45 protein-coding genes and 2 pseudogenes are annotated in these 26329 nt (G+C 50.6%); 7 read left to right on the top strand and 40 right to left on the bottom strand.

The genetic code is table 11. The annotated features are described in order from the left end of the window. Positions 1-373: 373 nt before the first annotated feature. Complete coding sequence (locus AB4K05_RS24565; RefSeq protein ID WP_368482265.1) at positions 374-928, top strand: gamma carbonic anhydrase family protein; 555 nt, start codon at positions 374-376, stop codon at positions 926-928. Here the strand turns inward: AB4K05_RS24565 and AB4K05_RS24560 are convergent. From AB4K05_RS24560 to dprA, 6 genes are read right to left on the bottom strand one after another with little or no spacing between them, the layout of a single operon-like run. Then, on the bottom strand, positions 904-1161 hold the full coding sequence (locus tag AB4K05_RS24560) for a DUF1488 domain-containing protein (protein ID WP_368482264.1): 258 nt from the start codon (positions 1159-1161) through the stop codon (positions 904-906). The two genes, AB4K05_RS24565 and AB4K05_RS24560, sit on opposite strands and share 25 nt — an antisense overlap. Continuing rightward, complete coding sequence (gene aroE / locus AB4K05_RS24555) at positions 1158-1976, bottom strand: shikimate dehydrogenase (RefSeq protein ID WP_368482263.1); 819 nt, start codon at positions 1974-1976, stop codon at positions 1158-1160. The genes AB4K05_RS24560 and aroE overlap by 4 nt, the downstream gene beginning before the upstream one ends. 3 nt (positions 1977-1979) lie before the next feature. Beyond that, complete coding sequence (gene tsaC / locus AB4K05_RS24550; protein WP_368482262.1) at positions 1980-2552, bottom strand: L-threonylcarbamoyladenylate synthase type 1 TsaC; 573 nt, start codon at positions 2550-2552, stop codon at positions 1980-1982. Next, positions 2545-3099 (bottom strand): topoisomerase DNA-binding C4 zinc finger domain-containing protein, encoded by a 555-nt coding sequence (locus tag AB4K05_RS24545; protein ID WP_368482261.1) that lies wholly within the window; start codon positions 3097-3099, stop codon positions 2545-2547. The genes tsaC and AB4K05_RS24545 overlap by 8 nt, the downstream gene beginning before the upstream one ends. 26 nt (positions 3100-3125) lie before the next feature. Beyond that, entirely contained in the window at positions 3126-3599 is a 474-nt protein-coding gene (gene smg, locus AB4K05_RS24540; RefSeq protein WP_368482260.1) for a DUF494 family protein Smg, read from the bottom strand. After that, complete coding sequence (gene dprA, locus AB4K05_RS24535; RefSeq protein ID WP_368482259.1) at positions 3571-4695, bottom strand: DNA-protecting protein DprA; 1125 nt, start codon at positions 4693-4695, stop codon at positions 3571-3573. Before dprA ends, smg begins: the two co-directional genes overlap by 29 nt. 129 nt (positions 4696-4824) lie before the next feature. Between dprA and def the strand changes: the two genes are divergently transcribed. The 5 genes from def to mscL all read left to right on the top strand — a co-directional run bounded on the left by def (position 4825) and on the right by mscL (position 9597). Then, on the top strand, positions 4825-5334 hold the full coding sequence (def, locus tag AB4K05_RS24530) for a peptide deformylase (RefSeq protein ID WP_368482258.1): 510 nt from the start codon (positions 4825-4827) through the stop codon (positions 5332-5334). 14 nt (positions 5335-5348) lie between these two features. Continuing rightward, positions 5349-6296, top strand: coding sequence for a methionyl-tRNA formyltransferase (gene fmt / locus AB4K05_RS24525; protein ID WP_368482257.1), 948 nt, complete (start codon positions 5349-5351; stop codon positions 6294-6296). A 53-nt stretch (positions 6297-6349) separates the two neighbouring features. Continuing rightward, entirely contained in the window at positions 6350-7639 is a 1290-nt protein-coding gene (rsmB, locus tag AB4K05_RS24520; RefSeq protein WP_368482256.1) for a 16S rRNA (cytosine(967)-C(5))-methyltransferase RsmB, read from the top strand. A gap of 21 nt (positions 7640-7660) precedes the next feature. After that, positions 7661-9037 (top strand): Trk system potassium transporter TrkA, encoded by a 1377-nt coding sequence (gene trkA / locus AB4K05_RS24515; RefSeq protein ID WP_368482255.1) that lies wholly within the window; start codon positions 7661-7663, stop codon positions 9035-9037. A gap of 146 nt (positions 9038-9183) precedes the next feature. Next, positions 9184-9597 (top strand): large-conductance mechanosensitive channel protein MscL, encoded by a 414-nt coding sequence (gene mscL, locus AB4K05_RS24510; protein ID WP_368482254.1) that lies wholly within the window; start codon positions 9184-9186, stop codon positions 9595-9597. On the opposite strand, the pseudogene AB4K05_RS24505 reads toward mscL, so the two are convergent. From AB4K05_RS24505 to rpsJ, 31 genes and pseudogenes are all read right to left on the bottom strand, one after another. Then, positions 9479-9813 (bottom strand): annotated as a pseudogene (locus tag AB4K05_RS24505) (alternative ribosome-rescue factor A). The gene mscL and the pseudogene AB4K05_RS24505 overlap by 119 nt on opposite strands. A 58-nt stretch (positions 9814-9871) precedes the next feature. Further along, positions 9872-10297: a Zn(2+)-responsive transcriptional regulator gene (zntR, locus tag AB4K05_RS24500; RefSeq protein WP_368482253.1), complete on the bottom strand. Its 426-nt coding sequence runs from the start codon at positions 10295-10297 to the stop codon at positions 9872-9874. A 2-nt stretch (positions 10298-10299) separates the two neighbouring features. Continuing rightward, complete coding sequence (locus tag AB4K05_RS24495) at positions 10300-10668, bottom strand: DUF1992 domain-containing protein (RefSeq protein ID WP_368482252.1); 369 nt, start codon at positions 10666-10668, stop codon at positions 10300-10302. A gap of 108 nt (positions 10669-10776) precedes the next feature. Continuing rightward, a complete protein-coding gene (rplQ, locus tag AB4K05_RS24490) occupies positions 10777-11163 on the bottom strand; it encodes a 50S ribosomal protein L17 (RefSeq protein WP_002919206.1) in 387 nt (128 codons plus the stop codon). Positions 11164-11203: 40 nt separating this feature from the next. After that, complete coding sequence (gene rpoA / locus AB4K05_RS24485) at positions 11204-12193, bottom strand: DNA-directed RNA polymerase subunit alpha (RefSeq protein WP_002919219.1); 990 nt, start codon at positions 12191-12193, stop codon at positions 11204-11206. A 25-nt stretch (positions 12194-12218) separates the two neighbouring features. After that, the gene (gene rpsD / locus AB4K05_RS24480; protein ID WP_052284893.1) at positions 12219-12839 is read right to left on the bottom strand and encodes a 30S ribosomal protein S4; all 621 of its coding nucleotides are present in this window, start codon (positions 12837-12839) and stop codon (positions 12219-12221) included. A gap of 32 nt (positions 12840-12871) precedes the next feature. Next, on the bottom strand, positions 12872-13261 hold the full coding sequence (gene rpsK, locus AB4K05_RS24475; protein ID WP_062779424.1) for a 30S ribosomal protein S11: 390 nt from the start codon (positions 13259-13261) through the stop codon (positions 12872-12874). A 16-nt stretch (positions 13262-13277) separates the two neighbouring features. Beyond that, a complete protein-coding gene (gene rpsM / locus AB4K05_RS24470; protein ID WP_052284892.1) occupies positions 13278-13634 on the bottom strand; it encodes a 30S ribosomal protein S13 in 357 nt (118 codons plus the stop codon). Positions 13635-13780: 146 nt separating this feature from the next. Beyond that, positions 13781-13897: a 50S ribosomal protein L36 gene (rpmJ, locus tag AB4K05_RS24465; RefSeq protein ID WP_000868187.1), complete on the bottom strand. Its 117-nt coding sequence runs from the start codon at positions 13895-13897 to the stop codon at positions 13781-13783. A 31-nt stretch (positions 13898-13928) separates the two neighbouring features. Continuing rightward, entirely contained in the window at positions 13929-15260 is a 1332-nt protein-coding gene (gene secY, locus AB4K05_RS24460; protein WP_035894987.1) for a preprotein translocase subunit SecY, read from the bottom strand. Positions 15261-15267: 7 nt separating this feature from the next. Further along, positions 15268-15702: a 50S ribosomal protein L15 gene (gene rplO, locus AB4K05_RS24455; RefSeq protein WP_052284891.1), complete on the bottom strand. Its 435-nt coding sequence runs from the start codon at positions 15700-15702 to the stop codon at positions 15268-15270. 3 nt (positions 15703-15705) lie between these two features. Then, a complete protein-coding gene (gene rpmD / locus AB4K05_RS24450) occupies positions 15706-15885 on the bottom strand; it encodes a 50S ribosomal protein L30 (protein WP_062779430.1) in 180 nt (59 codons plus the stop codon). A gap of 3 nt (positions 15886-15888) precedes the next feature. Then, positions 15889-16392 carry a 30S ribosomal protein S5 gene (rpsE, locus tag AB4K05_RS24445; RefSeq protein WP_052284890.1) on the bottom strand — a complete coding sequence of 168 codons (504 nt, stop codon included), beginning with the start codon at positions 16390-16392 and terminating at the stop codon, positions 15889-15891. Positions 16393-16406: 14 nt separating this feature from the next. After that, entirely contained in the window at positions 16407-16760 is a 354-nt protein-coding gene (gene rplR, locus AB4K05_RS24440; protein WP_052284889.1) for a 50S ribosomal protein L18, read from the bottom strand. A 9-nt stretch (positions 16761-16769) separates the two neighbouring features. Continuing rightward, positions 16770-17303 (bottom strand): 50S ribosomal protein L6, encoded by a 534-nt coding sequence (rplF, locus tag AB4K05_RS24435; RefSeq protein WP_166517306.1) that lies wholly within the window; start codon positions 17301-17303, stop codon positions 16770-16772. Between the two features lie 12 nt (positions 17304-17315). Continuing rightward, positions 17316-17708: a 30S ribosomal protein S8 gene (gene rpsH, locus AB4K05_RS24430; protein WP_003031127.1), complete on the bottom strand. Its 393-nt coding sequence runs from the start codon at positions 17706-17708 to the stop codon at positions 17316-17318. Positions 17709-17738: 30 nt separating this feature from the next. Further along, complete coding sequence (rpsN, locus tag AB4K05_RS24425) at positions 17739-18044, bottom strand: 30S ribosomal protein S14 (protein WP_003031125.1); 306 nt, start codon at positions 18042-18044, stop codon at positions 17739-17741. Positions 18045-18058: 14 nt separating this feature from the next. Next, on the bottom strand, positions 18059-18598 hold the full coding sequence (rplE, locus tag AB4K05_RS24420; protein WP_003031123.1) for a 50S ribosomal protein L5: 540 nt from the start codon (positions 18596-18598) through the stop codon (positions 18059-18061). A gap of 14 nt (positions 18599-18612) precedes the next feature. Next, a complete protein-coding gene (gene rplX, locus AB4K05_RS24415) occupies positions 18613-18927 on the bottom strand; it encodes a 50S ribosomal protein L24 (RefSeq protein WP_368482251.1) in 315 nt (104 codons plus the stop codon). A gap of 10 nt (positions 18928-18937) precedes the next feature. Next, complete coding sequence (rplN, locus tag AB4K05_RS24410; protein WP_000613954.1) at positions 18938-19309, bottom strand: 50S ribosomal protein L14; 372 nt, start codon at positions 19307-19309, stop codon at positions 18938-18940. Between the two features lie 163 nt (positions 19310-19472). Then, on the bottom strand, positions 19473-19727 hold the full coding sequence (rpsQ, locus tag AB4K05_RS24405; RefSeq protein ID WP_052284886.1) for a 30S ribosomal protein S17: 255 nt from the start codon (positions 19725-19727) through the stop codon (positions 19473-19475). Beyond that, positions 19727-19918, bottom strand: a complete 192-nt coding sequence (gene rpmC, locus AB4K05_RS24400) for a 50S ribosomal protein L29 (RefSeq protein WP_002919754.1) — start codon at positions 19916-19918, stop codon at positions 19727-19729. Before rpmC ends, rpsQ begins: the two co-directional genes overlap by 1 nt. Further along, positions 19918-20328 (bottom strand): 50S ribosomal protein L16, encoded by a 411-nt coding sequence (rplP, locus tag AB4K05_RS24395; RefSeq protein ID WP_035894979.1) that lies wholly within the window; start codon positions 20326-20328, stop codon positions 19918-19920. The genes rpmC and rplP overlap by 1 nt, the downstream gene beginning before the upstream one ends. Positions 20329-20340: 12 nt before the next feature. After that, entirely contained in the window at positions 20341-21039 is a 699-nt protein-coding gene (gene rpsC / locus AB4K05_RS24390; protein WP_006817277.1) for a 30S ribosomal protein S3, read from the bottom strand. Between the two features lie 17 nt (positions 21040-21056). Then, the gene (rplV, locus tag AB4K05_RS24385) at positions 21057-21389 is read right to left on the bottom strand and encodes a 50S ribosomal protein L22 (protein ID WP_052284885.1); all 333 of its coding nucleotides are present in this window, start codon (positions 21387-21389) and stop codon (positions 21057-21059) included. Positions 21390-21403: 14 nt separating this feature from the next. Then, entirely contained in the window at positions 21404-21682 is a 279-nt protein-coding gene (gene rpsS, locus AB4K05_RS24380; protein ID WP_001138115.1) for a 30S ribosomal protein S19, read from the bottom strand. Between the two features lie 16 nt (positions 21683-21698). Next, positions 21699-22520, bottom strand: coding sequence for a 50S ribosomal protein L2 (rplB, locus tag AB4K05_RS24375; RefSeq protein ID WP_368482250.1), 822 nt, complete (start codon positions 22518-22520; stop codon positions 21699-21701). A gap of 17 nt (positions 22521-22537) precedes the next feature. Continuing rightward, the gene (gene rplW, locus AB4K05_RS24370) at positions 22538-22840 is read right to left on the bottom strand and encodes a 50S ribosomal protein L23 (protein WP_052284883.1); all 303 of its coding nucleotides are present in this window, start codon (positions 22838-22840) and stop codon (positions 22538-22540) included. Next, entirely contained in the window at positions 22837-23442 is a 606-nt protein-coding gene (gene rplD / locus AB4K05_RS24365) for a 50S ribosomal protein L4 (protein ID WP_368482249.1), read from the bottom strand. The genes rplW and rplD overlap by 4 nt, the downstream gene beginning before the upstream one ends. A 10-nt stretch (positions 23443-23452) precedes the next feature. Then, positions 23453-24082 (bottom strand): 50S ribosomal protein L3, encoded by a 630-nt coding sequence (gene rplC / locus AB4K05_RS24360; RefSeq protein ID WP_035894971.1) that lies wholly within the window; start codon positions 24080-24082, stop codon positions 23453-23455. Between the two features lie 32 nt (positions 24083-24114). Continuing rightward, on the bottom strand, positions 24115-24426 hold the full coding sequence (gene rpsJ, locus AB4K05_RS24355; protein WP_001181005.1) for a 30S ribosomal protein S10: 312 nt from the start codon (positions 24424-24426) through the stop codon (positions 24115-24117). 366 nt (positions 24427-24792) lie between these two features. Between rpsJ and AB4K05_RS24350 the strand changes: the two genes are divergently transcribed. After that, on the top strand, positions 24793-25269 hold the full coding sequence (locus AB4K05_RS24350) for an A24 family peptidase (RefSeq protein WP_368482248.1): 477 nt from the start codon (positions 24793-24795) through the stop codon (positions 25267-25269). On the opposite strand, the gene bfr is transcribed toward AB4K05_RS24350, so the two are convergent. From bfr to tuf, 3 genes and pseudogenes are all read right to left on the bottom strand, one after another. Beyond that, positions 25253-25729, bottom strand: a complete 477-nt coding sequence (bfr, locus tag AB4K05_RS24345; RefSeq protein WP_052284880.1) for a bacterioferritin — start codon at positions 25727-25729, stop codon at positions 25253-25255. The two genes, AB4K05_RS24350 and bfr, sit on opposite strands and share 17 nt — an antisense overlap. Before the next feature lie 72 nt (positions 25730-25801). Next, a complete protein-coding gene (gene bfd / locus AB4K05_RS24340; protein ID WP_035894970.1) occupies positions 25802-25996 on the bottom strand; it encodes a bacterioferritin-associated ferredoxin in 195 nt (64 codons plus the stop codon). 185 nt (positions 25997-26181) lie between these two features. Beyond that, positions 26182-26329, bottom strand: a pseudogene (gene tuf / locus AB4K05_RS24335) (elongation factor Tu); the annotation flags it as partial.

Raw genomic sequence — 26329 nt, 5'->3', positions numbered from 1 at the left:
TCTTCGAGTGCCCACACAGATTGTCTGATAAATTGTTAAAGAGCAGTGCAACACGGCTTTCGCTCACTGTTGCGAGGTGGCGTATATTACGCTTTCCTCTTTCAGAGTCAACCCTCATTTTCAGGTTTTTCTCTTCAACTGAACCGGCTAGTTAGTGTGAAGTGATTCACGTTTGCCGTCTCAGTGGGTGCGCATTATAGGGAACTTTGTTTTTAGCACAACCCCCTTTTCTCACTTTTTTTTCCAAGTGTCGTTTTTTCACTCTTTTTGCATTGTAAGTGTGCGATTTGCTTAATTTTTGAGATGAGAAACCCACAATTAGGACTGATAATGAGGATGAACCCCACTGTGATACTGTTTTTAAGAGGTAAATATGTCAGCCGTTCTCCGTCGCTATAAAGATTTATTCCCCGTATTAGGCGATCGCGTCATGATCGATCCCACCAGCGCCATCATCGGTGATGTCCGTCTGGCCGATGATGTCAGTATCTGGCCATTGGTTGCCGCACGAGGTGACGTCAACTATATCCAGATTGGCGCTCGCAGTAATATTCAGGATGGTAGCGTTCTGCACGTCACTCACCGGTCGGCTAAAAATCCGCAGGGGAACCCTCTTATCGTGGGGGAAGATGTTACCGTCGGACATAAGGTTATGCTTCACGGCTGCACCATTGGTAACAGAGTGCTCGTGGGAATGGGTTCTATATTACTAGACGGTGCGATTATAGAAGACGACGTAATGATTGGCGCCGGCAGCTTGGTGCCACAACATAAGCGTCTGGAGAGTGGTTTTCTTTATCTTGGCAGCCCGGTTAAGCAAATCAGACCGTTGAAAGAGGCCGAACTCGAAGGACTTCGCTATTCGGCCAACAACTACGTGAAGTGGAAAGACGACTATCTGGATCAGGACAACCAAACCCAACCCTGATTGTCTTCGCGCTGCTCGCGAATAAGATCGCTGGCCTCTTCTTCCAGATCCCAGCGATTTTCATCAAACAGCGCCAGCCATTGCTTAGGCTCTTCACCGCCGAAACGGCGAGCTATGACTTCAGCATTGATTGCACACATCAACTGCATACCATTTACCAGCACCGGAAAACAGACGGCATTGATGTCTGCACGCCACTCTTCCCTGTCTGGAAACTGGATAGCCTGATTCATACTCCAAGCTCACGTTTAAGCGATTCAATCACCGGTTCAATTTCAGGCAAGACGCCGTGCCACAATAAAACAGCATGTGCCGCTTGCCCCACCAGCATCCCGAGCCCATCGGCATAATGTTTGGCGCCATGCTCAGCGCACCATGTCAAAAACGCGGTATGACCCTGTTGATAAAACATGTCATAACAGCATACGTGCGCATTCACTAATGACGCCGGTATCAACGGTGTTTCGCCGGCAATACCGCTAGACGTTGCATTGATGATGAGATCAAACTCATGGCCGCCAAGCGCTGACATCGGCTCGGCACTAACGCTGCCCATATGAGAAAACAGTTCGGCCAACGTCTGCGCGCGTTCTTGAGTGCGGTTCGTAATGACGACGCTGCAGTCCAGAGAAAGCAGAGGCAGAAGAACACCTCGCGCCGCGCCGCCCGCCCCAATGAGTAGCACACGATAGCCTGGTTTAATCAGCTTCAGTCGTTCAAGATCGCTCAACAGACCGATACCATCAGTGTTATCACCCAGTATGCGCCCATCATCGAGTCGCTTAAGCGTATTCACCGCTCCCGCCAGCGCCGCACGTTCTGTCAACTCATCGGCTCGGGCATAGGCTTCCTCTTTAAAAGGAACCGTAACGTTCGCGCCTTTACCTCCCTGCTGGAAAAATGAATCCAAGGTCGCGGTAAAATCATCAAGCGGAGCCAGCATGCGCCCATACGGATGCGCTATGTGCAGCTGTTTTGCAAATTGCTGATGAATAAACGGCGATTTGCTGTGTGCAATCGGGTTGCCGAAAACGACGTAGCTTTCCATACATTATCCCTGGCGAAAGCGTTCACCCGTTAGGGCATCAAGAATTTCCGACGGGTTTAAGCGCCCGCCCGTTTGCGCATCGACTACCGGGAAATCATTGCCAAACTGTGCAAGCACTTCAGCCGTTGTCCGGCACGGTGGTTCTCCGCTTAGATTGGCGCTGGTTGAAACCAACGGCTTGCCGTAAGCCTGGCACAGTTCAATCACCACCGGATGATCGGTGACCCTGACGGCAAGCGAGTTAAATCTCCCCGTCAGCCAAGCAGGAGTTGTCACCTTCGCCGGGAAGACAAACGTCACAGGCCCCGGCCAACGGGAAAAGACGGCCGCACGCTGTTCTTCGCTTAATAAGCTGTCGTCAATGTAAGGTTTAAGCTGTTCGAAGCTGGCGGCAATAAGGATAAGTCCCTTATCAACAGGACGCTGCTTCAGCGCCAGCAGATCCATAACGGCTTCTTCACTATCGGGATCGCAACCGACACCAAATACGGCTTCGGTTGGATAGGCGATGACTTTTTTATTATTCAGAGCGATAACCGCACGCTGTACGGTCTCTGATGGCAGGTTTTTATTCACGGGTTTCTTTCGCCGGTACCGGCTTTCCACATTGTTTACTGGCACAGAAACGTTTTACGCCCTGGGCCGTTTTCTTTTCAATAAGCAGCGGGTAATGACACTCGGGGCACTCTCCCGCTACTGGCGTGAAGTTAGTGACGAATTGACATTCCGGATAGCGATCGCAGGAATGAAAGTTTTTGCCGAAACGGGAGCGACGTTGTACCAACTGCCCCTGCAGGCAGGCAGGACAGCTAATTGCCGTCTCATCAGGCTTATCGATAACTTCGGTATGTCCACATTCAGGATACTGGCTGCATCCGATGAACATGCCGAAGCGCCCCTGACGTAGCACCAGTTCAGCACCACACTCAGGACATAACTGCCCCTCCAGAACTTTAACGATATGTCCATCCGCCTGATTCCTCAGGGGACGGACATAATCGCATTCCGGATAATGGGAGCAGCCAAGAAACGGCCCGTGCTTGCCGGACCGTATGACCAGTTCAGCCCCGCACTGCGGGCAGGGCTCGTTTTTATGCACCGAAAACAGTGCTGATTTGACCATAACAACTCTTGATGCCACTAAAGTAATTAATGCAGCATACCTTCATTTGTCTCGAAGAGTAATTCTTCCATTTGCTGATACGCGTTTTCACTGCCGGGAAGATTGAAGAGCACCATTAAAATGACCCACTTCAGCTCTTCCAGCTCAAACTCTGCGGTATCCAGAGCCATCACGCGTTCAATCACCATTTCACGTGTTTCGAGGTTCAGCACCTGAATCTGCTCCAGGAATAACAGGAATCCTCGGCAGCTGGCATCCAGACGTTGGCTCTCTTCCTGTGTAAAAATGCGCACGGAGAGAGGATCGGATGCAAGTTGCATCGGTTCTACGAGGCCTTCCTGATAGTCGGCGAGCTTTTCCAGCCACATTAGCGCGTTGAAGATATCTTCACGCTCGAACCCTGCATCGGTAAGATCCCGAGTCAGTCGGTCCTGATCCACGCGCATTTCTGTTTCGTTATGGATGTAGGTCTCAAACAAATACATTAGTACGTCGAACATGGCCTGCCCTCCTTAATCGGACATAGCCGCCGGGTACTGCTGCGATCCATCCTGCTAACTCCAGTTCGAGTAGCTGAGCCACGGTAACTGGCACAGGTTGGCCGGCACGTTCAGCGACGACGTCAACAGGTGTTGCCTCATCTCCTACGTTAGCCAGGAGCTCAGGAAATGGCAATGCTACAGATTCCTTATCTGCACAATAATTTGTCATCCCCGTCGTCGTGGGCAACTGTCTGTTTAAAGCCGGGAATTGCGCCAGAATGTCTTCAGGTTCAGTAACCGTCACCGCGCCCTGTTTGATTAACCAATGCGGCCCCTCCATTCCTGGATGTCCAAGAGGGCCAGGAATAGCGAAAACTTCACGTCCTTGATCAAGTGCGCTGCGTGCCGTCACCAAGGATCCGCTTCGCAGGGCGGCTTCTATCACCAAAACGCCATAGCTTAGCCCACTGATAATCCTATTACGCCGTGGAAAATTATACGGTAGAGGCGTCGCGGCAAGTGGAAACTCGGAGACTAACGCCCCGCCGCTTGCCACGATATCCTCAGCGAGCTGTCGATGGCGGTGTGGATAAATATGATTCAGGCCGCTGCCCAGCACCGCAATCGTCTTACCGCCAACCTGAAGAGCGCCTCGATGGGCGACGCCATCAATGCCCAGTGCTAACCCGCTGGTGATCGTTATTCCTTGCTGTGCAAGTGCCTCACAAAAATAACGCCCCCAGCGCTCACCGTAGTGCGAGTGGTGACGGCTGCCGACGACCGCAAGCTGTGGAGAACGAAGCAACTGTACATTGCCACGAACACACAATACCGCCGGATAATCACGGATAGCTCTTAGCGTCTCGGGGTAAAGTGGCGAGTCAGCGAGCAAAAGCGTCGTGTCAGGCATGGACAGCCAACGGTGAGCGACATCCAACTCTGCGGAACTAAAAGAAAAAAAACGCTCGGCTTGTTTAGCATTAAGCCCCAGCATCAACAATGCTTCGCGGGTGATGACCGTCTGTTCTGAAAGGGCGCCCAACACGCGCTGCATTTCATCACCACATAAGTTATTGACCTTCAACAGACGGAAAGCGATCTCTTCAGGTGACATCCTTTTCCCCTTGCCATATGCGGCATCAGCAATCCTTGCGATTGGTCAGTGATGCTGTCAATTAGGGGGGGTTTTGTCTAGAATAGAGGTAATAATCTTTCCTACTCCTGAACACAACTCTGGATATTTATGGCAGTTTTGCAAGTGTTACATATCCCGGACGAGCGTCTTCGCAAAGTCGCTGAGCCGGTAAAAGAAGTAAATGAAGAAATCCAGCGTATTGTCGACGATATGTTCGAGACAATGTACGCAGAGGAAGGTATTGGCTTGGCAGCAACGCAGGTCGATATTCATAAACGAATTATCGTTATCGATGTCTCCGAAAATCGTGACCATCAGCTGGTGTTGATAAACCCAGAGCTGCTGGAAAAAGAAGGCGATACCGGCATTGAAGAAGGCTGTCTGTCTATTCCTGAACAGCGGGCACTGGTTCCTCGTGCTGAGCGCGTGAAGATTCGCGCCCTTGATCGTAACGGTAAGCCATTTGAACTTGAAGCGGACGATCTGCTGGCTATTTGCATCCAACATGAAATGGATCACTTAGTCGGTAAGCTTTTTATCGACTATCTTTCTCCGTTAAAACAGCAACGTATTCGTCAGAAAGTTGAGAAATTGGATCGCCTGAACGCGCGTGCCTAAGGATAAGGATTAACGTGTCAGATTCACTACGTATTATTTTTGCGGGTACCCCTGACTTTGCAGCGCGTCATCTTGATGCGCTGCTGTCGTCTGAGCACCAGGTCGTTGGCGTGTTTACCCAACCTGACCGCCCTGCTGGCCGCGGTAAGAAACTGATGCCAAGCCCGGTCAAAGTCCTGGCTGAAGAGAAAGGAATTCCTGTCTTTCAGCCGGTCTCACTACGTCCGGAAGAAAACCAACAGCTGGTTTCCTCGCTCAACGCCGACGTAATGGTCGTGGTTGCTTATGGCTTAATCCTGCCAAAAGCGGTGTTGGCCATGCCTCGGCTTGGCTGTATCAACGTCCATGGTTCCCTGCTGCCCCGCTGGCGTGGCGCCGCGCCAATCCAGCGTTCACTGTGGGCCGGCGATAGCGAAACTGGCGTGACTATTATGCAGATGGATGTTGGTCTGGATACGGGAGATATGCTGCATAAGCTCTCCTGCCCGATCACCGCTGAAGATACCAGCGCCAGCCTGTATGACAAACTGGCCCAGCTCGGCCCGCAGGGACTGCTGCATACGTTGCATCTGCTGGCAACCGGTAACGCCAAGCCGGAGGTTCAAGACGAATCCTTGGTGAGCTACGCAGAAAAGCTCAGCAAAGAAGAAGCTCGCGTAGACTGGACCCTCAGCGCCGCTCAGTTGGAGCGCTGCATTCGTGCCTTTAACCCATGGCCAATGAGTTACATCGTGATTGACGATCAGCCAGTTAAAATCTGGCAGGCGACGGTTATTGATAAACCAACAGATGCCGAGCCAGGCACGATTCTGGAAGCCACCCGTCAGGGTATTCAAGTCGCGACCGGCAACGGCATTCTGAATCTGATCTCGCTGCAGCCAGCCGGTAAAAAAGCCATGGGCGCACAGGATCTTCTGAATTCGCGCCGGGAATGGTTTGTCCCCGGAAATCGTCTTATCTGACGGTTCATCTCTTTTAAAGCCCGGAGTCTCCGGGCATTTTTATTTCTACGGTTATGAAAAAACATCTGAATTTACGCAGTATGGCGGCTCAGGCCGTTGAGCAGGTCGTCGAGAAGGGACAATCGTTAAGCAACGTCCTGCCGGCTATGCAGCAAAAGGTTGGCGATAAAGACAAGGCGCTGCTGCAGGAGCTCTGCTTTGGCGTATTGCGCTCGCTCTCTCAGCTGGAATGGATAATTAAACAGCTGATGGAACGCCCGATGACCGGAAAACAGCGTACCGTCCATTACCTGGTCATGGTGGGCCTGTACCAATTACTGCATACCCGCATTCCACCACACGCGGCGCTGGCTGAAACGGTTGAAGGGGCAGTTGTGATAAAGCGCCCTCAGTTGAAGGGGCTGATTAATGGCGTCCTGCGCCAGTTCCAGCGCCGTCAGGAAGAACTGCTAACCGAGTTCGCACACAGTGAACTGCGCTTCCTGCACCCATCTTGGCTGGTGAAGCGTATTAAAAGCGCGTATCCGCAGCAGTGGGAAAGTATTCTTGAAGCCAATAACCAGCGTCCTCCAATGTGGTTACGCGTCAACCGCAACCACCATACACGCGACAGTTGGTTGGCACTGTTGGCTGAAGCCGGACTAACAGGCTTTGCGCATCCTGACTACCCCGATGCCGTCCGTCTGGAAACCCCTGCGCCCGTGCTTGCACTTCCAGGGTTTGAACAAGGTTGGGTCACCGTTCAGGACGCATCAGCACAGGGCTGCATGACCTACCTGCAACCGCAAAACGGCGAACATATTCTCGATTTGTGCTGCGCTCCCGGCGGCAAAACCACACACATTCTTGAAGTCGCGCCGGATGCGAACGTGTTGGCCGTCGATGTTGATGAAAAACGTTTGTCTCGTGTCTACGATAATCTGAAACGTCTGGGCATGAAGGCAACCGTCAAACAAGGTGATGGCCGCTTCCCTCAACAATGGTGCGGTGAACAGCAGTTCGATCGTATTTTATTGGATGCTCCGTGCTCTGCGACCGGTGTAATTCGTCGCCATCCGGATATTAAGTGGCTCCGCCGCGACCGAGACATCGCCGAACTTGCCCAGTTGCAGTCCGAGATCCTCAGCGCCACTTGGACGCACCTCAAACAGGGCGGTACGCTGGTTTATGCAACCTGCTCTATTTTGCCAGAAGAGAACCAGCTGCAAATTGCTGCATTCCTAGCACGTACACCTGATGCGGTATTAAGCGAAACGGGCACCTCAGAGCAACCGGGTCGCCAGAATTTACCCGGTGCAGAAGAAGGTGATGGTTTCTTCTACGCTAAGCTAATCAAGAAATGATGAGATAACGGGTTACAGCTGATGAAAATTATCATTCTGGGTGCCGGACAGGTTGGCGGTACTCTGGCGGAAAACCTCGTTGGGGAAAATAACGACATTACTATTGTCGATACCAACGGCGAGCGCCTGCGTAGCCTACAGGACAAGTTTGACCTGCGCGTTGTGCAAGGCCATGCTTCCCACCCCCGTGTTTTGCGCGAGGCCGGTGCCGATGACGCCGACATGCTGGTCGCCGTAACCAGTTCAGATGAGACGAACATGGTTGCCTGTCAGGTCGCCTACTCGTTGTTTAATACGCCAAACCGTATTGCACGAATTCGCTCACCCGATTACGTACGTGATGCCGAGAAATTGTTCCACAGCGATGCGGTGCCTATCGACCATCTGATTGCCCCGGAACAGTTGGTTATCGACAATATCTACCGTTTAATCGAGTATCCAGGCGCATTGCAGGTGGTGAACTTTGCCGAAGGTAAAGTCAGCCTTGCGGTTGTGAAAGCCTATTATGGCGGCCCGCTTGTAGGCAACGCGCTGTCAACCATGCGCGAGCACATGCCGCACATCGATACGCGCGTCGCCGCAATTTTTCGCCACGATAGACCTATTCGTCCGCAGGGCTCGACCATTGTTGAAGCGGGAGATGAGGTCTTCTTTATTGCCGCTTCACAGCATATTCGTGCGGTAATGAGCGAACTACAGCGTCTAGAAAAACCCTACAAACGTATTATGCTGGTAGGTGGTGGTAATATTGGGGCAGGCTTGGCACGCCGGTTAGAAAAAGATTACAGCGTGAAGTTGATCGAACGCGATCAACAACGTGCGGCTGAGTTGGCAGAAAAGCTACAAAACACGATCGTCTTCTTTGGCGATGCATCGGATCAAGAACTATTGGCCGAAGAGCACATTGATCAAGTTGATCTGTTTATTGCTGTCACCAACGATGACGAAGCAAACATCATGTCGGCAATGCTCGCCAAACGGATGGGTGCCAAAAAAGTCATGGTGCTGATCCAGCGTAAAGCGTATGTGGATCTGGTCCAGGGTAGCGTTATTGATATTGCCATCTCACCACAGCAGGCAACAATCTCGGCATTGCTTAGCCACGTTCGTAAGGCAGATATCGTCGGCGTTTCCTCGTTGCGTCGCGGAGTCGCTGAGGCAATTGAGGCTGTGGCACATGGTGATGAAAGCACATCACGCGTGGTAGGCAGGGTCATTGATGAGATCAAGCTACCGCCGGGCACCATCATCGGTGCGGTGGTACGTGGTAATGACGTCATGATCGCCAATGACAATTTGCGCATTGAGCAAGGTGACCATGTCATTATGTTCCTCACTGATAAAAAATATATTTCAGATGTTGAGCGTCTTTTCCAGCCAAGCCCCTTCTTCTTATAATTTACCAAAGGCACTCATTGAGTGCCTTTTTATTAACCCGCTCTTATTTAAGGGTTATTTAATAAATGCATATTTATTATCGACGATGGAAAATAGATAAACATTTGTTAAACTTATAACCGTCAGCTAGCACAAGGGAGAACAAAATGAGCATTATTAAAGAGTTTCGCGAATTCGCGATGCGCGGGAATGTAGTTGATTTGGCAGTGGGTGTCATTATTGGTGCGGCGTTTGGTAAGATCGTATCGTCTTTAGTGGCGGATATCATTATGCCGCCGCTGGGGCTTATCATTGGTGGCGTTGACTTCAAGCAGTTCGCGATCACATTACGTGATGCACAGGGCGATGTGCCCGCAGTGGTTATGCACTACGGTATTTTTATCCAGAATATTTTTGATTTTGTGATTGTTGCCTTTGCCATCTTCATGGCAATCAAACTGATCAACAAGCTGAATCGCAAGAAAGAAGAACCAGCGGCCGCAGATCCTGCGCCGTCGAAAGAAGAAGTTTTGCTGTCAGAAATTCGTGATCTGTTGAAAGAACAAAATAACCGTTCTTAATCAAGCCACAGAAAGCAGAAGGCCAGTGGTAAATAAGCGCGCCGCTTGTTTGCCACTGGCCTCCCGACCATATTGTTTACCATGTTTATCCTTACGCAGATAACTCCCTTTACCCTTCTTATTCTTCTCTACACGCTGACGAAATAACGGATCATGCAGTAGCGCTTCAAGGGCATTATCGTTTATCTGCCCCTTCGTATGCTGATAACGGCTCATAACTTCTCCTCATTGGGTATTTAATACGCGGCGAGTGTAGATCTAATTGTAGAAAGACTCAACATCCTTTTCCGCTCGCTCCGGCCCCTTGCTCGAGAATGCCGAGGATAGAGCAAAATTCGCTGCTATGTGAGGTACCACAGCAAGCATCGTTCAATTGGCTAAGCGCCTTCTGCATGGATTGCAGCTCTGCAATGCGGAGCTCTACTTCATTTAAGCGAGCCTGCACGATACCTTTAGACTCTTGGCAGGTATGATGCTCGGGATCGACGCGGATCGATAGCAGTTCACGGATCGATTCAAGGGTGAATCCCAGCTGCCGCGCATGACGAATAAACTTGAGACGCTGAAGATCGTCGGCAGTGTATAGCCGAAAGCCACCTTCGGTGCGTACATCATGGCTCATCATCTGCTGTTTTTCATAATAGCGTACGGTATCAGGGGTGACACCCGCCAGTTTTGCCAATTCACCTATCCGAAACATTGCTACTCCTCGTTAATTTTATGCTGCAGTCTGACCGCATAATCACCATGTAGAAAGTCGGTGCTCAATCCCGCTTGCTGGAGTTTTAACACCATCAGCGACAGCCGACGACTCAACTCCGGATAGCGTTCATCGTCTTTGCGGATCTCTACCAGCAGATCGTTCAGCACCATTGCCTCTTTTCTCTGTTCAAGCTCAGGAGGTAGGCAGCCTGCATTCTTCAGTAATCGATAGCCTGTACGCAGTTCTTCCGGTATTCCGGAGTCATCATCAAGAATGAGTGGTTCACCTTGCCCTGGAAGGTTATCTAACTCACCTTTACGCTGCGCATCGGTAATATGACGTTCGGCCCATTGGTCAAGCAACCACATGTCGCGACTCCAAGATATAGACGGAAGAGATAGAGGTATTTTAGAAGGGTGACGGAAGAGGGGATATAAAAAAACCCGCCGAGGCGGGTTTTTTTACTTTACTACAGATTACTCTGCAGCTGCTTCTGCTTTCGGCTCAGCACGATCAACCAGCTCGATGTATGCCATCGGCGCGTTGTCGCCTGCACGGAAGCCACACTTCAGAATGCGAGTGTAACCACCGGCGCGGCTCGCGAAACGCGGGCCCAGCTCGTTAAACAGTTTTGCCACGATCTCGTTATCACGAGTACGGGCGAATGCCAGACGACGATTAGCTACGCTATCAGTCTTGGCAAGAGTAATCAGCGGCTCAACTACGCGACGCAGTTCTTTCGCTTTCGGCAGGGTCGTCTTGATGATCTCATGACGAACCAGCGAACCAGCCATGTTACGGAACATAGCCTGGCGATGGCTGCTGTTGCGGTTCAGTTGACGACCACTCTTACGATGGCGCATGACCTTATCCTTCTCAGTAAAACCTTAACCTGTGATCCGGTTACTCGTCAGCAATGCTTGCTGGTGGCCAGTTTTCCAGGCGCATGCCCAGAGACAGTCCACGGGAAGCCAGCACGTCTTTAATCTCAGTAAGAGATTTTTTACCCAGGTTCGGCGTTTTCAGCAACTCAACCTCGGTACGCTGTACCAGATCACCGATATAGTGGATAGCTTCTGCCTTGAGGCAGTTAGCAGAGCGGACAGTCAATTCCAGATCGTCAACAGGGCGCAGCAAGATCGGATCGAACTCTGGCTTCTCTTCTTTCACTTCCGGCTGACGTACATCACGTAAGTCAACGAAAGCTTCCAGTTGTTCAGCAAGAATGGTTGCCGCACGACGAATCGCCTCTTCAGGATCGATTGTGCCGTTGGTTTCCATTTCGATGACCAGCTTGTCCAGGTCGGTACGCTGTTCTACACGCGCTGCTTCAACATTGTAGGCAATACGCTCTACAGGGCTGTAGCAGGCGTCGACCAACAGACGGCCGATCGGGCGCTCATCTTCTTCCGAATGAATTCGGGCAGAAGCCGGCACATAACCACGTCCGCGCTGAACTTTGATGCGCATGCTAATAGCTGCGTTCTCATCGGTCAGGTGGCAGATCACGTGCTGCGGCTTGACGATTTCGACATCCCCATCATGGGTGATATCGGCTGCAGTCACAGGGCCAATGCCAGATTTATTCAAGGTAAGAATAACTTCATCTTTACCCTGAACTCTCACCGCCAGCCCTTTCAGGTTGAGCAGGATTTCAAGGATATCTTCCTGAACGCCTTCTTTGGTGCTGTACTCATGAAGTACACCATCAATCTCAACCTCGGTCACCGCGCAACCCGGCATCGATGAGAGCAGAATACGGCGCAGTGCGTTACCCAGAGTATGGCCAAAGCCACGCTCTAAAGGCTCAAGGGTCACCTTGGCGTGCGTCGAACTCACTTGCTCGATATCTACCAGGCGCGGTTTTAGAAACTCTGTCACAGAACCCTGCATTGTGTCCTCTCTTTGGTACTAAGCTTTACTTGGAGTAAAGCTCGACGATCAGGTGTTCGTTAATGTCCGCAGACAGATCAGAACGCTCAGGCTGACGCTTGAACGTGCCTTCCATCTTGCCAGCATCAACTTCCAGCCAGGTTGGCTTTTCACGCTGTTCAGCCAGCTCCAGAGCGGCTTTAACGCGAGATTGCTTTTTCGCTTTCTCACGAATGCTAACAACGTCATTCGCTTTAACCTGATAAGAAGCGATGTTAACAACACGACCGTTTACCATGATTGCTTTGTGGCTAACCAACTGGCGTGACTCGGCACGGGTGGCGCCGAAGCCCATACGGTATACTACGTTGTCCAGACGACCTTCCAGCAGAGTCAACAGGTTTTCACCGGTGTTGCCTTTCAGACGTGCTGCTTCTTGATAATAGTTACGGAACTGACGCTCCAGCACGCCGTAAGTACGACGAACTTTTTGCTTTTCACGCAACTGCACACCATAGTCAGACAGACGCGGTTTACGCGCACCGTGCTGGCCAGGAGCTTGTTCAATTTTACACTTGGTATCGATCGCGCGAACGCCAGACTTAAGGAATAAGTCGGTGCCCTCACGACGGCTCAGCTTGAGCTTAGGACCCAAATATCTTGCCATTTTCTTTCTCCAACAATCCTAGAAACGAGGCGTTATACGCGACGTTTTTTCGGCGGACGACAACCGTTATGAGGGATCGGAGTCACATCAGTAATATTAGTGATGCGGAAACCAGCGGCGTTCAGAGCACGAATAGTAGATTCGCGGCCTGGACCCGGACCTTTAACCATAACTTCCAGATTCTTGATGCCGTATTCTTTTACGGAATCAGCACAACGCTCTGCTGCAACCTGAGCTGCGAACGGAGTAGATTTGCGCGAACCACGGAAACCGGAACCACCGGCTGTTGCCCAACCCAGCGCATTACCCTGACGATCGGTAATAGTTACGATGGTGTTGTTAAAAGAAGCATGGATATGAGCCACGCCATCAGAGACTTGTTTTCTTACACGTTTACGTGCACGAACTGGTGCCTTTGCCATTATTCAATCACCCCGATTATTTCTTGATCGGTTTGCGCGGACCCTTACGGGTACGTGCGTTGGTCTTGGTACGCTGGCCGCGAACCGGGAGACCACGACGATGACGCAAACCGCGATAGCAACCAAGATCCATAAGACGCTTGATGCTCATGCTAACTTCACGGCGCAGATCACCTTCAACGACAAATTTGGCAACTTCGTCACGCAGCGTGTCGATTTGTCCTTCAGACAGCTCACTGATCTTAACATTTTCAGCGATACCCGCTGCAGCCAGAATGGCTTTAGAACGGGTCTTACCGACGCCGTAGATCGAGGTTAACGCGATCACAGCATGTTTCTGATCAGGAATGTTAATGCCTGCTATACGGGCCACTATGCACTCCTACTATTTAATATGTACGTACCATGCCGAAAAGCCCGTTTTCAGGATACTCAAATGGTAACGCACAGACATACAAAAGATTGGCTGGCTAATCTAGCCAGCTCAACCCGACTTTGCAAGAAAAATATGCGAATAAATCAGCCTTGGCGCTGTTTATGCTTTGGCTCGGCACTGCAAATCACACGGATGACACCATCACGCTTAACGATTTTGCAGTTACGGCATAATTTCTTGACGGAAGCACGAACTTTCATTTTTACTCTCCGTAACTTCTCGAGCGACCTTTTAGCGGCTATAGCCTTTGAGGTTCGCCTTCTTCAATGCAGACTCGTACTGACTTGACATCATCAGAGTTTGCACTTGAGCCATAAAGTCCATAATCACGACAACAACGATAAGCAACGAGGTCCCACCGAAGTAGAACGGCACTTTCATTGCATCACGCATGAACTCCGGGATCAGGCAGATAAAGGTAATGTAAAGCGCACCAACCAAAGTCAGGCGGGTCATTACTTTATCGATATACTTCGCCGTTTGCTCTCCCGGACGAATTCCTGGTACAAATGCACCGGACTTCTTCAGGTTATCTGCTGTTTCACGCGGGTTGAAGACCAACGCCGTGTAGAAGAAACAGAAGAAGATGATTGCAGACGCATAGAGTAACACATAAAGCGGTTGCCCAGGCTGCAAATACAGCGAAATTGTTGTCAGCCAGTTCCAACCGGTACCGCCCCCGAACCATGACGCGATGGTCGCCGGGAACAGAATAATACTGGAAGCGAAGATTGCTGGGATAACCCCGGCCATATTCACTTTCAGCGGTAAATGTGTGCTCTGTGCAGCATATACACGACGGCCTTGCTGACGTTTAGCGTAGTTTACCACAATGCGGCGTTGACCACGTTCAACGAATACAACAAAGAACGTCACTGCAAACACTAATACTGCAACCAACAGCAACAGGAGGAAGTGCAGGTCGCCTTGACGCGCTTGCTCGATAGTATGGGCAATGGCTGGCGGGAGTCCCGCAACGATACCAGCGAAGATAATGATTGAGATACCGTTACCGATACCACGCTCAGTAATCTGTTCGCCGAGCCACATCAGGAACATAGTCCCTGTAACCAGACTCACAACAGCGGTGAAATAGAATGCAAAGCCTGGATTGATTACCAGGCCCTGCATACCAGGCATATTCGGTAAACCGGTAGCAATACCGATCGACTGGAATATCGCCAGCACCAGAGTGCCGTAACGGGTGTACTGGCTGATCTTACGACGACCAGACTCCCCTTCTTTCTTTATTTCTGCCAGCGTTGGATGAACCACTGTCAGCAGCTGGATAATGATCGACGCCGAAATATACGGCATGATCCCCAGAGCAAAGATCGAAGCACGGCTGAGAGCACCACCAGAGAACATGTTAAACATTTCAATGATGGTGCCTCGCTGTTGCTCAAGCAGTTTGGCAAGTACAGCGGCATCAATACCAGGGATCGGAATAAAAGAGCCAATACGGAACACAATAAGCGCACCGATTACAAACAGCAGTCTGCGTTTCAGCTCGCCTAAGCCACCTTTGGCACTTTGAAAATCTAATCCCGGTTGTTTAGCCATCTGCTACTTATTCCTCGATTTTACCGCCAGCAGCTTCGATAGCAGCACGAGCGCCTTTCGACACGCGCAGGCCACGAACAGTTACCGGAGTAGAAACTTCGCCAGCCAGGATCACTTTCGCGAACTCGATCTGGACACCGATAATGTTAGCTGCTTTCAGCGTGCTCAGGTCAACAATACCGCCTTCCACTTTCGCCAGGTCAGACAGACGGATTTCCGCTGTAATCGCTGCTTTGCGAGAAGTGAAGCCGAATTTCGGCAGACGACGGTACAGAGGCATCTGACCACCCTCGAAACCACGACGTACGCCACCGCCAGAACGAGACTTCTGACCTTTGTGACCACGACCGCCGGTTTTACCGAGGCCAGAACCGATACCACGACCCAGGCGACGACCCGCCTTTTTAGAGCCTTCGGCCGGAGACAGAGTATTTAAACGCATCTCTTACTCCTCAACTTTAACCATGAAGTAAATCGCGTTGACCATACCACGAACAGCAGGAGTATCCTCGCGTTCTACGGTGTGACCAATACGACGCAGACCCAGGCCAAGCAGCGTTGCCTTGTGTTTCGGCAGACGACCGATTGCACTGCGGGTTTGAGTAATTTTAATAGTCTTTGCCATGGTTTATTTCCCCAGAATTTCTTCAACGGATTTACCACGCTTGGCAGCGACCATTTCTGGAGATTTCATATTTTCCAGGCCATCGATAGTTGCACGAACCACGTTAATCGGGTTAGTGGAACCATACGCTTTAGCCAGAACGTTACGAACCCCAGCGACTTCCAGAACGGCGCGCATTGCACCACCGGCGATGATACCGGTACCTTCGGAAGCCGGCTGCATGAATACACGAGAACCTGTGTGAGTACCCTTAACTGGGTGCTGCAGGGTGCCGGTATTCAGCGCGACGTTAATCATATTGCGACGAGCTTTTTCCATCGCTTTCTGGATTGCTGCTGGAACTTCACGCGCTTTACCGTAACCAAAACCAACGCGACCGTTACCATCACCAACTACAGTCAGAGCTGTGAAGGAGAAAATACGACCACCTTTTACGGTTTTAGATACGCGGTTTACCGCGATCAGCTTTTCCTGCAGTTCGCCAGCTTGTTTTTCGATGTGAGACATCTTACACCTCTACCTTAGAACTGTAGGCCAGCTTCACGGGCAGCATCTGCCAGTGCCTGGACGCGACCATGATATTGGAACCCGGAACGGTCAAAGGACACGACTTTGATGCCTTTTTCCAGAGCGCGTTCGGCGACAGCTTTACCCACAGCTGCTGCAGCGTCTTTGTTACCGGTGTACTTCAGTTGTTCAGTGATAGCTTTTTCTACAGTAGAAGCAGCTACCAGAACTTCGGAACCGTTTGGTGCAATGACCTGTGCGTAAATATGACGCGGGGTACGATGTACCACCAGGCGAGTTGCACCCAGCTCCTGGAGCTTGCGGCGTGCGCGGGTCGCACGACGGATACGAGCAGATTTCTTATCCATAGTGTTACCTTACTTCTTCTTAGCCTCTTTGGTACGCACGACTTCGTCGGCGTAACGAACACCCTTGCCTTTGTAAGGCTCAGGACGACGGTAGGCACGCAGGTCTGCTGCAACCTGACCGATCACCTGCTTATCAGCGCCTTTCAGCACGATTTCAGTTTGAGTCGGACATTCTGCAGTGACACCCGCAGGCAGCTGATGGTCAACTGGGTGTGAGAAGCCTAAAGCTAAGCTCACAGAATTCCCTTTAACCGCTGCACGATAACCTACACCAACCAGCTGTAGCTTCTTAGTGAAGCCTTCGGTAACACCGATAACCATTGAGTTCAGCAGGGCACGCGCGGTACCAGCCTGAGCCCAACCGTCTACGTAACCATCACGTGGACCGAAGGTCAGTGCATTATCTGCATGATTAACTTCAACAGCATCGTTGAGAGTACGAGTCAGCTCGCCGTTTTTACCTTTGATCGTAATAACCTGACCGTTGATTTTTACATCAACGCCGGCAGGAACAACGACCGGTGCTTTAGCAACACGAGACATTTTTTCCTCCGATTAGGCTACGTAGCAGATAATTTCGCCACCAAGACCAGCTTGGCGCGCTGCACGATCAGTCATAACACCTTTAGAGGTAGAAACAACTGCGATACCCATGCCAGCCATAACTTTTGGCAGCTCGTCTTTACGCTTATAAATGCGCAGACCTGGGCGACTGACACGCTGAATGCTTTCTACAACAGCTTTACCCTGGAAATACTTAAGAGTAAGTTCCAGTTCCGGCTTGGTGTCGCCTTCAACTTTAAAATCTTCAATAAAACCTTCTTCCTTCAGCACGTTGGCAATTGCCACTTTCAGCTTGGAGGAAGGCATGGTGACCGCAGCTTTATTCGCGGCTTGACCGTTACGGATACGGGTCAGCATATCCGCGATCGGATCTTGCATGCTCATCTGTCTTTACTCCCGTGATTCAATTGGTAATTACCAGCTAGCCTTTTTCAAGCCTGGTACTTCACCGCGCATGGCGGCTTCACGAAGCTTAATACGGCTCAACCCGAACTTGCCCACATAGCCATGCGGACGACCTGTTTGACGGCAGCGGTTACGCTGACGAGACGGGCTGGAATCACGCGGCAGAGACTGCAGCTTGAGAACTGCGTTCCAACGATCTTCGTCGGTCGCGTTCACATCAGAGATAATAGCTTTCAGTTCAGCGCGTTTTGCGAAGTACTTATCAGCTAAAGCTACGCGCTTAACTTCGCGTGCTTTCATTGATTGCTTAGCCATTCAGTAACCCTACCTTACTTGCGGAACGGGAAGTCAAAGGCAGCCAGCAGAGCACGGCCTTCTTCGTCAGATTTCGCAGTAGTGGTAATGGTAATATCCAAACCACGCACGCGGTCGACTTTATCGTAGTCGATTTCTGGGAAGATGATCTGCTCACGGACACCCATGCTGTAGTTACCACGACCGTCGAAAGACTTAGCGGACAAGCCACGGAAGTCACGGATACGTGGAACAGCAATAGTGATCAGGCGCTCAAAGAACTCCCACATGCGTTCGCCACGCAGAGTTACTTTACAGCCGATCGGATAGCCCTGACGGATTTTGAAGCCTGCAACTGATTTGCGTGCTTTGGTGATCAACGGTTTTTGACCGGAGATTGCTGTCAGATCAGCTGCTGCGTTATCCAGCAGTTTCTTGTCAGCGATCGCTTCACCAACACCCATGTTCAGGGTGATCTTCTCGACCCGAGGGACTTGCATGACAGAATTGTAGTTAAACTCAGTCATGAGTTTAGCGACTACTTCGTCTTTGTAGTAATCATGCAGTTTCGCCATCGTACTACTCCAAATTACTTGATAGTTTCGCTGTTAGACTTGAAGAAACGGACTTTTTTGCCGTCTTCGAATCTAAAGCCTACACGGTCAGCCTTGCCGGTTGCCGTGTTGAAGATAGCAAGGTTAGAGATCTGAATCGCAGATTCTTTCTCTACAATGCCGCCTGGTTGGTTCAGAGCCGGAACCGGCTTCTGATGTTTCTTAACCAGGTTAATACCTTCAACAATGACCTTGCCGGAAGACAGGACATTTTTTACTTTACCGCGTTTACCTTTATCTTTACCGGTTAACACGATAACTTCGTCATCACGACGGATCTTCGCTGCCATGATTCGCTCCTTAGAGTACTTCTGGTGCCAGAGAGATAATTTTCATGAACTTCTCGTTACGAAGTTCACGAGTTACCGGCCCAAAAATACGCGTACCGATAGGTTGCTCACTGTTATTGTTTAAAATAACGCATGCATTACCATCGAAGCGAATGACAGAACCGTCCGGGCGACGAACACCCTTCTTGGTGCGCACCACTACCGCCTTCAGCACATCACCTTTTTTGACCTTACCACGTGGAATTGCTTCCTTGATGGTGATCTTGATGATGTCGCCTACGCCTGCGTAGCGACGGTGCGAGCCACCCAGAACCTTGATACACATTACGCGACGTGCACCGGAGTTGTCGGCGACGTTCAGCATAGTCTGTTCTTGGATCATTTTAGTGCTCCGCTAATGTCAACTACTACTGAGACCCGAAATCAGGTCATTATAAAGCCCCATATCTAGGGCGCGGCATTATAACACCGCTTAAACGATATGGGTAGAAAAAATAGACGGCCCATTGCTGAGCCGTCTATTCGTATCGAGAACGACTACTGTATTACAGAATCGCTTTCTCTACAACGCGAACCAGCGTCCAGGACTTAGTCTTGGACAGTGGACGGCATTCACGGATTTCAACCTTGTCGCCGATACCACATTCGTTGTTCTCGTCATGTACGTGCAGTTTGGTCGTACGCTTGATGAATTTGCCGTATACCGGGTGTTTCACCATACGTTCGATAGCAACAACAATGGATTTCTCCATTTTGTCACTAACTACGCGACCTTGCAGAGTACGGATTTTATCGGTCATTACGCACCCGCCTTCTGAGTCAGTAAAGTCTTAACGCGTGCAACATCACGACGAACCTGCTTCAGCAGGTGAGTCTGTTGCAGCTGGCCGCTTGCAGCCTGCATACGCAGGTTGAACTGCTCACGCAGCAGGTTCAGCAGCTCAGCGTTCAGCTCTTCTACGCTTTTTTCACGCAGCTCTTTTGCTTTCATTACATCACCGTCTTAGTTACAAAGGTGGTTTTGATCGGCAGTTTCGCTGCAGCGAGGCCGAATGCTTCACGGGCCAGCTCTTCCGGAACACCGTCCATTTCATACAGGACTTTACCCGGCTGAATCAAGGCAACCCAATACTCCACGTTACCTTTACCTTTACCCATACGCACTGCCAGCGGTTTCTCGGTAATTGGTTTGTCCGGGAATACACGGATCCAAATTTTACCTTGACGCTTAACTGCACGGGTCATTGCACGACGTGCTGCTTCGATCTGACGTGCAGTCAGACGACCACGGCCAACAGCTTTCAGGCCGAAGCTGCCGAAGCTAACATCCGTACCCTGCGCCAGACCACGGTTGCGGCCTTTATGCACTTTACGGAATTTTGTACGCTTTGGTTGTAACATCAGCGACGCTCCTTATTTCCGGCCTTTACGCTGCTGCTTTTTAGGTTGAGCAGCCGGTTCCGGTTGTTCAACAGCAGCCATACCACCCAGGATCTCACCTTTGAAGATCCATACCTTAACGCCGATTACACCATAAGTGGTGTGCGCTTCAGAGGTGTTGTAGTCAATGTCAGCACGCAGAGTGTGCAGCGGTACGCGACCTTCGCGGTACCATTCGGTACGTGCGATTTCCGCGCCGCCCAGACGGCCGCTAACTTCAACTTTGATACCTTTAGCGCCCAGACGCATTGCGTTCTGTACAGCACGCTTCATAGCACGACGGAACATAACACGACGTTCCAGCTGTGAAGTGATGCTGTCAGCAACCAATTTAGCGTCCAGTTCAGGCTTACGAACTTCAGCGATATTGATCTGAGCAGGAACGCCAGCGATATCCGCTACGACCTTGCGCAGTTTTTCTACGTCTTCGCCTTTCTTACCGATTACGATGCCAGGACGAGCGGTGTGAATAGTCACACGGATGCTCTTAGCTGGACGCTCGATAACGATACGAGATACGGACGCCTTTGCCAGTTCCTTTGTCAGGTACTGACGTACTTTAAAATCGCTGTCTAGGTTGTCAGCGAATTCTTTGGTGTTCGCGAACCAGGTAGAGTTCCATGGTTTGACAATACCCAGGCGAATACCATTAGGATGTACTTTCTGACCCATTGCTAGTCTCCAGAGTCTCAGCGATCGGACACAACCACAGTAATGTGGCTGGTGCGCTTCAGGATGCGATCTGCACGACCTTTAGCACGCGGCATAATGCGCTTCATGCTTGGGCCTTCGTCTACGAAAATTTTCGCAACTTTCAGATCATCAATGTCAGCGCCATCGTTGTGTTCAGCGTTAGCAATGGCAGATTCCAGTACTTTCTTAACCAGTACAGCCGCTTTTTTGTCGGTGTAGGTCAGAATATCCAGGGCCTGCGACACTTTCTTACCGCGAATCAGGTCAGCAACAAGGCGAACCTTCTGAGCAGAAGAACGAGCATGGCGATGTTGAGCTAAAGTTTCCATCTCTTCCTCCTACCTTATTTCTTCTTCGCTTTTTTATCAGCAGCATGGCCGCGATAAGTACGAGTCGGTGCGAATTCACCCAGTTTGTGACCAACCATTTCGTCGGAAACAAAGACTGGAACGTGCTGACGACCATTATGGACAGCGATGGTCAAACCGATCATGTTAGGAAAGATCGTTGAACGACGGGACCAAGTGCGCAGGGGCTTCTTGTCTCCGCTTTCCACCGCTTTCTCTACCTTCTTCAGCAAGTGCAGGTCAATAAAAGGACCTTTCTTGAGAGAACGTGGCATGGCTTATCCTCTAAAATTATTTGCTACGGCGACGTACGATGAATTTATCAGTACGCTTGTTGCTGCGGGTCTTCTTACCTTTGGTCTGTACGCCCCACGGGGATACCGGGTGCTTACCAAAGTTACGACCTTCACCACCACCATGTGGGTGATCGACTGGGTTCATCGCGGTACCGCGAACGGTAGGACGAACACCACGCCAGCGTGCAGCACCTGCTTTACCCAGAACGCGCAGCATATGCTCAGCATTGCCAACTTCGCCCATGGTTGCACGGCAGTCTGCTTCGACTTTACGCATTTCACCAGAACGCAGACGCAGGGTGACATAAGCACCATCACGAGCAACGATCTGAACGTAAGTACCAGCGGAACGTGCCAGCTGACCGCCTTTACCTGGTTTCATTTCTACGTTATGAACGGTAGAACCAACCGGGATATTGCGCATCGGCAGGGTGTTACCTGCTTTGATTGCAGCATCAACGCCAGACTGAATCTGGTCGCCAGCTTTCAGGCCTTTAGGGGCCAGGATGTAACGGCGTTCGCCATCTTTGTACAGAACCAGCGCGATGTTCGCGGAACGGTTCGGATCGTACTCAAGACGCTCAACAACTGCTGGGATACCGTCTTTGTTGCGTTTGAAGTCAACGATACGGTAAGCCTGCTTGTGACCACCACCAATGTGACGAGTGGTGATGCGGCCATTGTTGTTACGACCACCGGATTTGCTGTTTTTTTCAACCAGCGGAGCAAAAGGTTTGCCCTTGTGCAGCTCTGGGTTGACCACTTTAACAACGTGGCGACGACCCGGAGATGTCGGTTTACATTTAACAACTGCCATTGTATTACTCCTCCGACTTACTCAGCGCCGCCGACGAAGTCCAGATTCTGGCCTTCCTTCAGGGTGACGTAAGCTTTTTTCCAGTCGCTACGACGACCGATACGCTGTCCGTGACGTTTAACTTTCCCTTTAACTACCAGGGTGTTAACGACTTCGACTTCGACTTCAAACAGTTTCTGCACAGCAGCTTTGATTTCTGCTTTAGTCGCGTCTTTAGCAACTTTGAGAACGATGGTATTTGTTTTTTCCATCGCAGAAGACGCTTTTTCAGAAACGTGCGGTGCGCGAAGCACCTTCAGCAGACGTTCTTCACGAATCATGCCAGCATCTCCTCAACTTGCTTAACAGCCTCAGCAGTCATTACGACTTTGTCGAAGGCGATCAGGCTAACCGGGTCGATACCGTTCGCATCGCGTACGTCAACCTTGTGCAGGTTGCGTGCAGCCAGGAACAGGTTTTCGTCCAGCTCACCGGTGATGATCAGCACATCTTCCAGAGCCATGTCTTTCAGTTTCTGTGCCAGCAGCTTAGTTTTAGGCGCTTCAACAGAGAACGATTCGACAACGATCAGACGATCCTGACGTACCAGTTCGGACAGAATGCTTTTCAGCGCGCCGCGGTACATCTTTTTGTTAACTTTTTGACTGTGGTCCTGTGGACGCGCAGCGAAGGTCACGCCACCTGAACGCCAGATCGGGCTCTTGATAGAACCTGAACGCGCACGGCCGGTACCTTTCTGGCGCCATGGCTTTTTGCCTGAACCAGTTACTTCAGCACGAGTCTTCTGAGCACGAGTACCCTGACGAGCACCAGCTGCATAAGCAACAACAACCTGGTGAACCAGCGCTTCGTTGAAATCACGACCGAAGGTAGTTTCGGAAACAGTCAGCGCGCTCTGCGCGTCTTTCAATACTAATTCCATTGCTATCCCCTTACGCCTTCACAGCTGGTTTAACGATCAGGTCGCAACCGGTCGCACCCGGAACACCACCTTTCACCAGCAGCAGGTTGCGCTCAGCGTCAACGCGTACTACGTCAAGGCTCTGAACGGTGACACGTTCGTTACCCATCTGACCTGCCATTTTCTTGCCTTTGAACACTTTGCCCGGAGTCTGGTTCTGACCGATAGAACCCGGAACGCGGTGAGACAAGGAGTTACCGTGAGTCGCGTCCTGGGTACGGAAGTTCCAGCGCTTAACGGTACCAGCGAAACCTTTACCTTTAGAGGTACCGGTTACGTCAACTTTTTTAACGTCAGCAAACAGTTCAACGCTAATGTCCTGACCAACGGTGTATTCTTCACCATCTGCCAGACGGAACTCCCACAGGCCGCGGCCAGCTTCTACGCCAGCTTTAGCGAAGTGACCAGCTTCCGGCTTGGTTACACGGTTAGCTTTTTTAGCACCAGTGGTAACCTGAACAGCACGATAGCCATCGTTAGCCAGATCTTTGATCTGAGTAACGCGGTTTGCTTCAACTTCGATAACGGTTACTGGGATAGAAACGCCATCTTCAGTGAAGATGCGGGTCATACCCACTTTTTTACCGACTAAACCAATCATTGTATCAACCTCTCAATCGCTCGATGACCTGATTAACCCAGGCTGATCTGCACGTCTACACCGGCAGCCAGGTCCAGACGCATCAGAGCATCAACGGTTTTTTCAGTTGGCTCAACGATGTCAACCAGACGCTTGTGAGTACGAATCTCGTACTGATCACGCGCGTCTTTGTTGACGTGCGGGGAGATCAGAACGGTGAAACGCTCTTTGCGGGTCGGCAGCGGGATCGGACCACGAACCTGCGCACCAGTGCGCTTGGCAGTCTCGACGATTTCCGCGGTTGATTGATCGATCAGACGATGATCAAACGCTTTCAAACGGATACGGATTCTTTGGTTCTGCATGAGACCAGAGCTCCAATTATTTTATAGACGAAATAGTTACTCCTCAAACCCATTACGATTGATGGGAGAGTGTAACCGTTCTTACAGAGTTCCCCGATTGGGAACATTGTCTGGTATCGCTTTCGCAGTACCGGTGGCTCATATCGAACCGCTGTCAATATTAGACAAGCCCGCGCATTATACACAAATGACCACATGAAGCAAGCCGTGTTTATAAATTATCCACTCTCAGCCGCATGCTCGGGGCAGCACAATGCAACCCGTGCCGATATCCTGAGCAGCTGCTCGTGAAACCAACGTATCCCATTTGCTCCCCTGCCCTATGAGCGACACACTGCCAACGCTCTCCACAATGGACTTAAGTAAATGGACCTCTGCACGCTGGCTTTCTTCTTTATGTACCTATATCTCAGCATTCGTCTGTGTTGGCATGACTTCTCGACCGGACTGCTGCCCAACCGTTTCACCTGCCCACTCCTGTGGTTAGGCATCCTATTTCATCTGTGCCAGCGGCCCTTACAAGTTAACGATGCGCTATGGGGTGCCATTGCCGGCTATAGCGTCATGGCGCTGCTCTACTGGGGATACCGGATTATTCGTCATCGTGAAGGTTTGGGCTACGGAGATGTGAAGTTCTTGGCTGCATTGGGCGCATGGCACGGTTGGCAACAGCTCCCTTTATTGTTGCTGTTGGCCTCTGGAGCAGCCTGCATCTTTATCGCGGGGAATGTGCTGTGGCACCCGACAACGGCGGATATAAAAAACCCACTGCCATTTGGCCCTTTTATGGGAGCAGCGGGTTTTATACTGGCAGGTGTATCGATGGTCAGTCTGCGACTTTAATCTGCGACTGCAGATAGTTTTGCAGTCCAATTTTTCCGATGAGTTCGAGCTCAGTTTCCAGCCAATCGATATGGTGCTCTTCTTCGGTAAGGATGGTTATCAACATATCACGACTGACATAGTCATGAACGCTGTCCGCATAGGCAATAGCCTCACGGAGATCCTTCGCGCCGTCTAGCTCAAGTTTAAGGTCGGACTGCAGCATCTCTTCGACATCTTCGCCGATGTGCAGTTTGCCAAGATCCTGCAGGTTGGGGATCCCTTCAAGAAATAGAATACGCTCGATGTATTGATCGGCGTGCTTCATTTCATCTATGGATTCATGATACTCGATATCATTGAGGCGCATCAGGCCCCAGTTTTTGAACATTCTCGCATGGAGAAAATATTGATTGATTGCGACAAGCTCATTTCCCAATAATTTATTGAGATAATTTATAATCTTAACATCACCTTTCATTATATAGACCCTCCGCTTCCACTAATTGAAGCGTAGAACGGGCTACCGGGATGTCAAAAAAGAAATCCTAGCTTAGGCGATCTCTTTGAACTCGGGCATTTGCATTAATTCGTCTTCCATCACCTCACGAGCAGCACGGACGCACTTACCACATTGATTTCCAATAGGAATGCATTTTCTTAATTGCTGGAAAGACTGCGGATGAAACTGGCGTACTGCCTGGCGAATTTTTTTATCGCTGACGCCATTACATAAACAAACGTACATAACCACTCCCGTTCAATTTATGAACAAAGTGTAAGTGAGAATAATTATGATTACAATAGCCAACCGCGAGTAGTCATGCGAAATAAGAGATCAAATCGTGCGGAAAATAAGATAGCCGGCAAATAACAGACAGCAAAAAGGGCACCGAAGTGCCCTTTTCAAGTGCAAAACTAATTATTAAATAATTAGCTCATTACTTTAGCAACAACGCCCGCACCAACAGTACGGCCGCCTTCACGGATTGCGAAACGCAGACCGTCGTCCATCGCGATTGGGTGGATCAGAGTCACAACCATCTTGATGTTGTCGCCTGGCATTACCATCTCTACGCCT

Source organism: Kluyvera sp. STS39-E, assembly GCF_040932435.1.
Classification (GTDB): domain Bacteria; phylum Pseudomonadota; class Gammaproteobacteria; order Enterobacterales; family Enterobacteriaceae; genus Kluyvera.
This window is presented reverse-complemented; position numbering and strand designations above follow the sequence as displayed.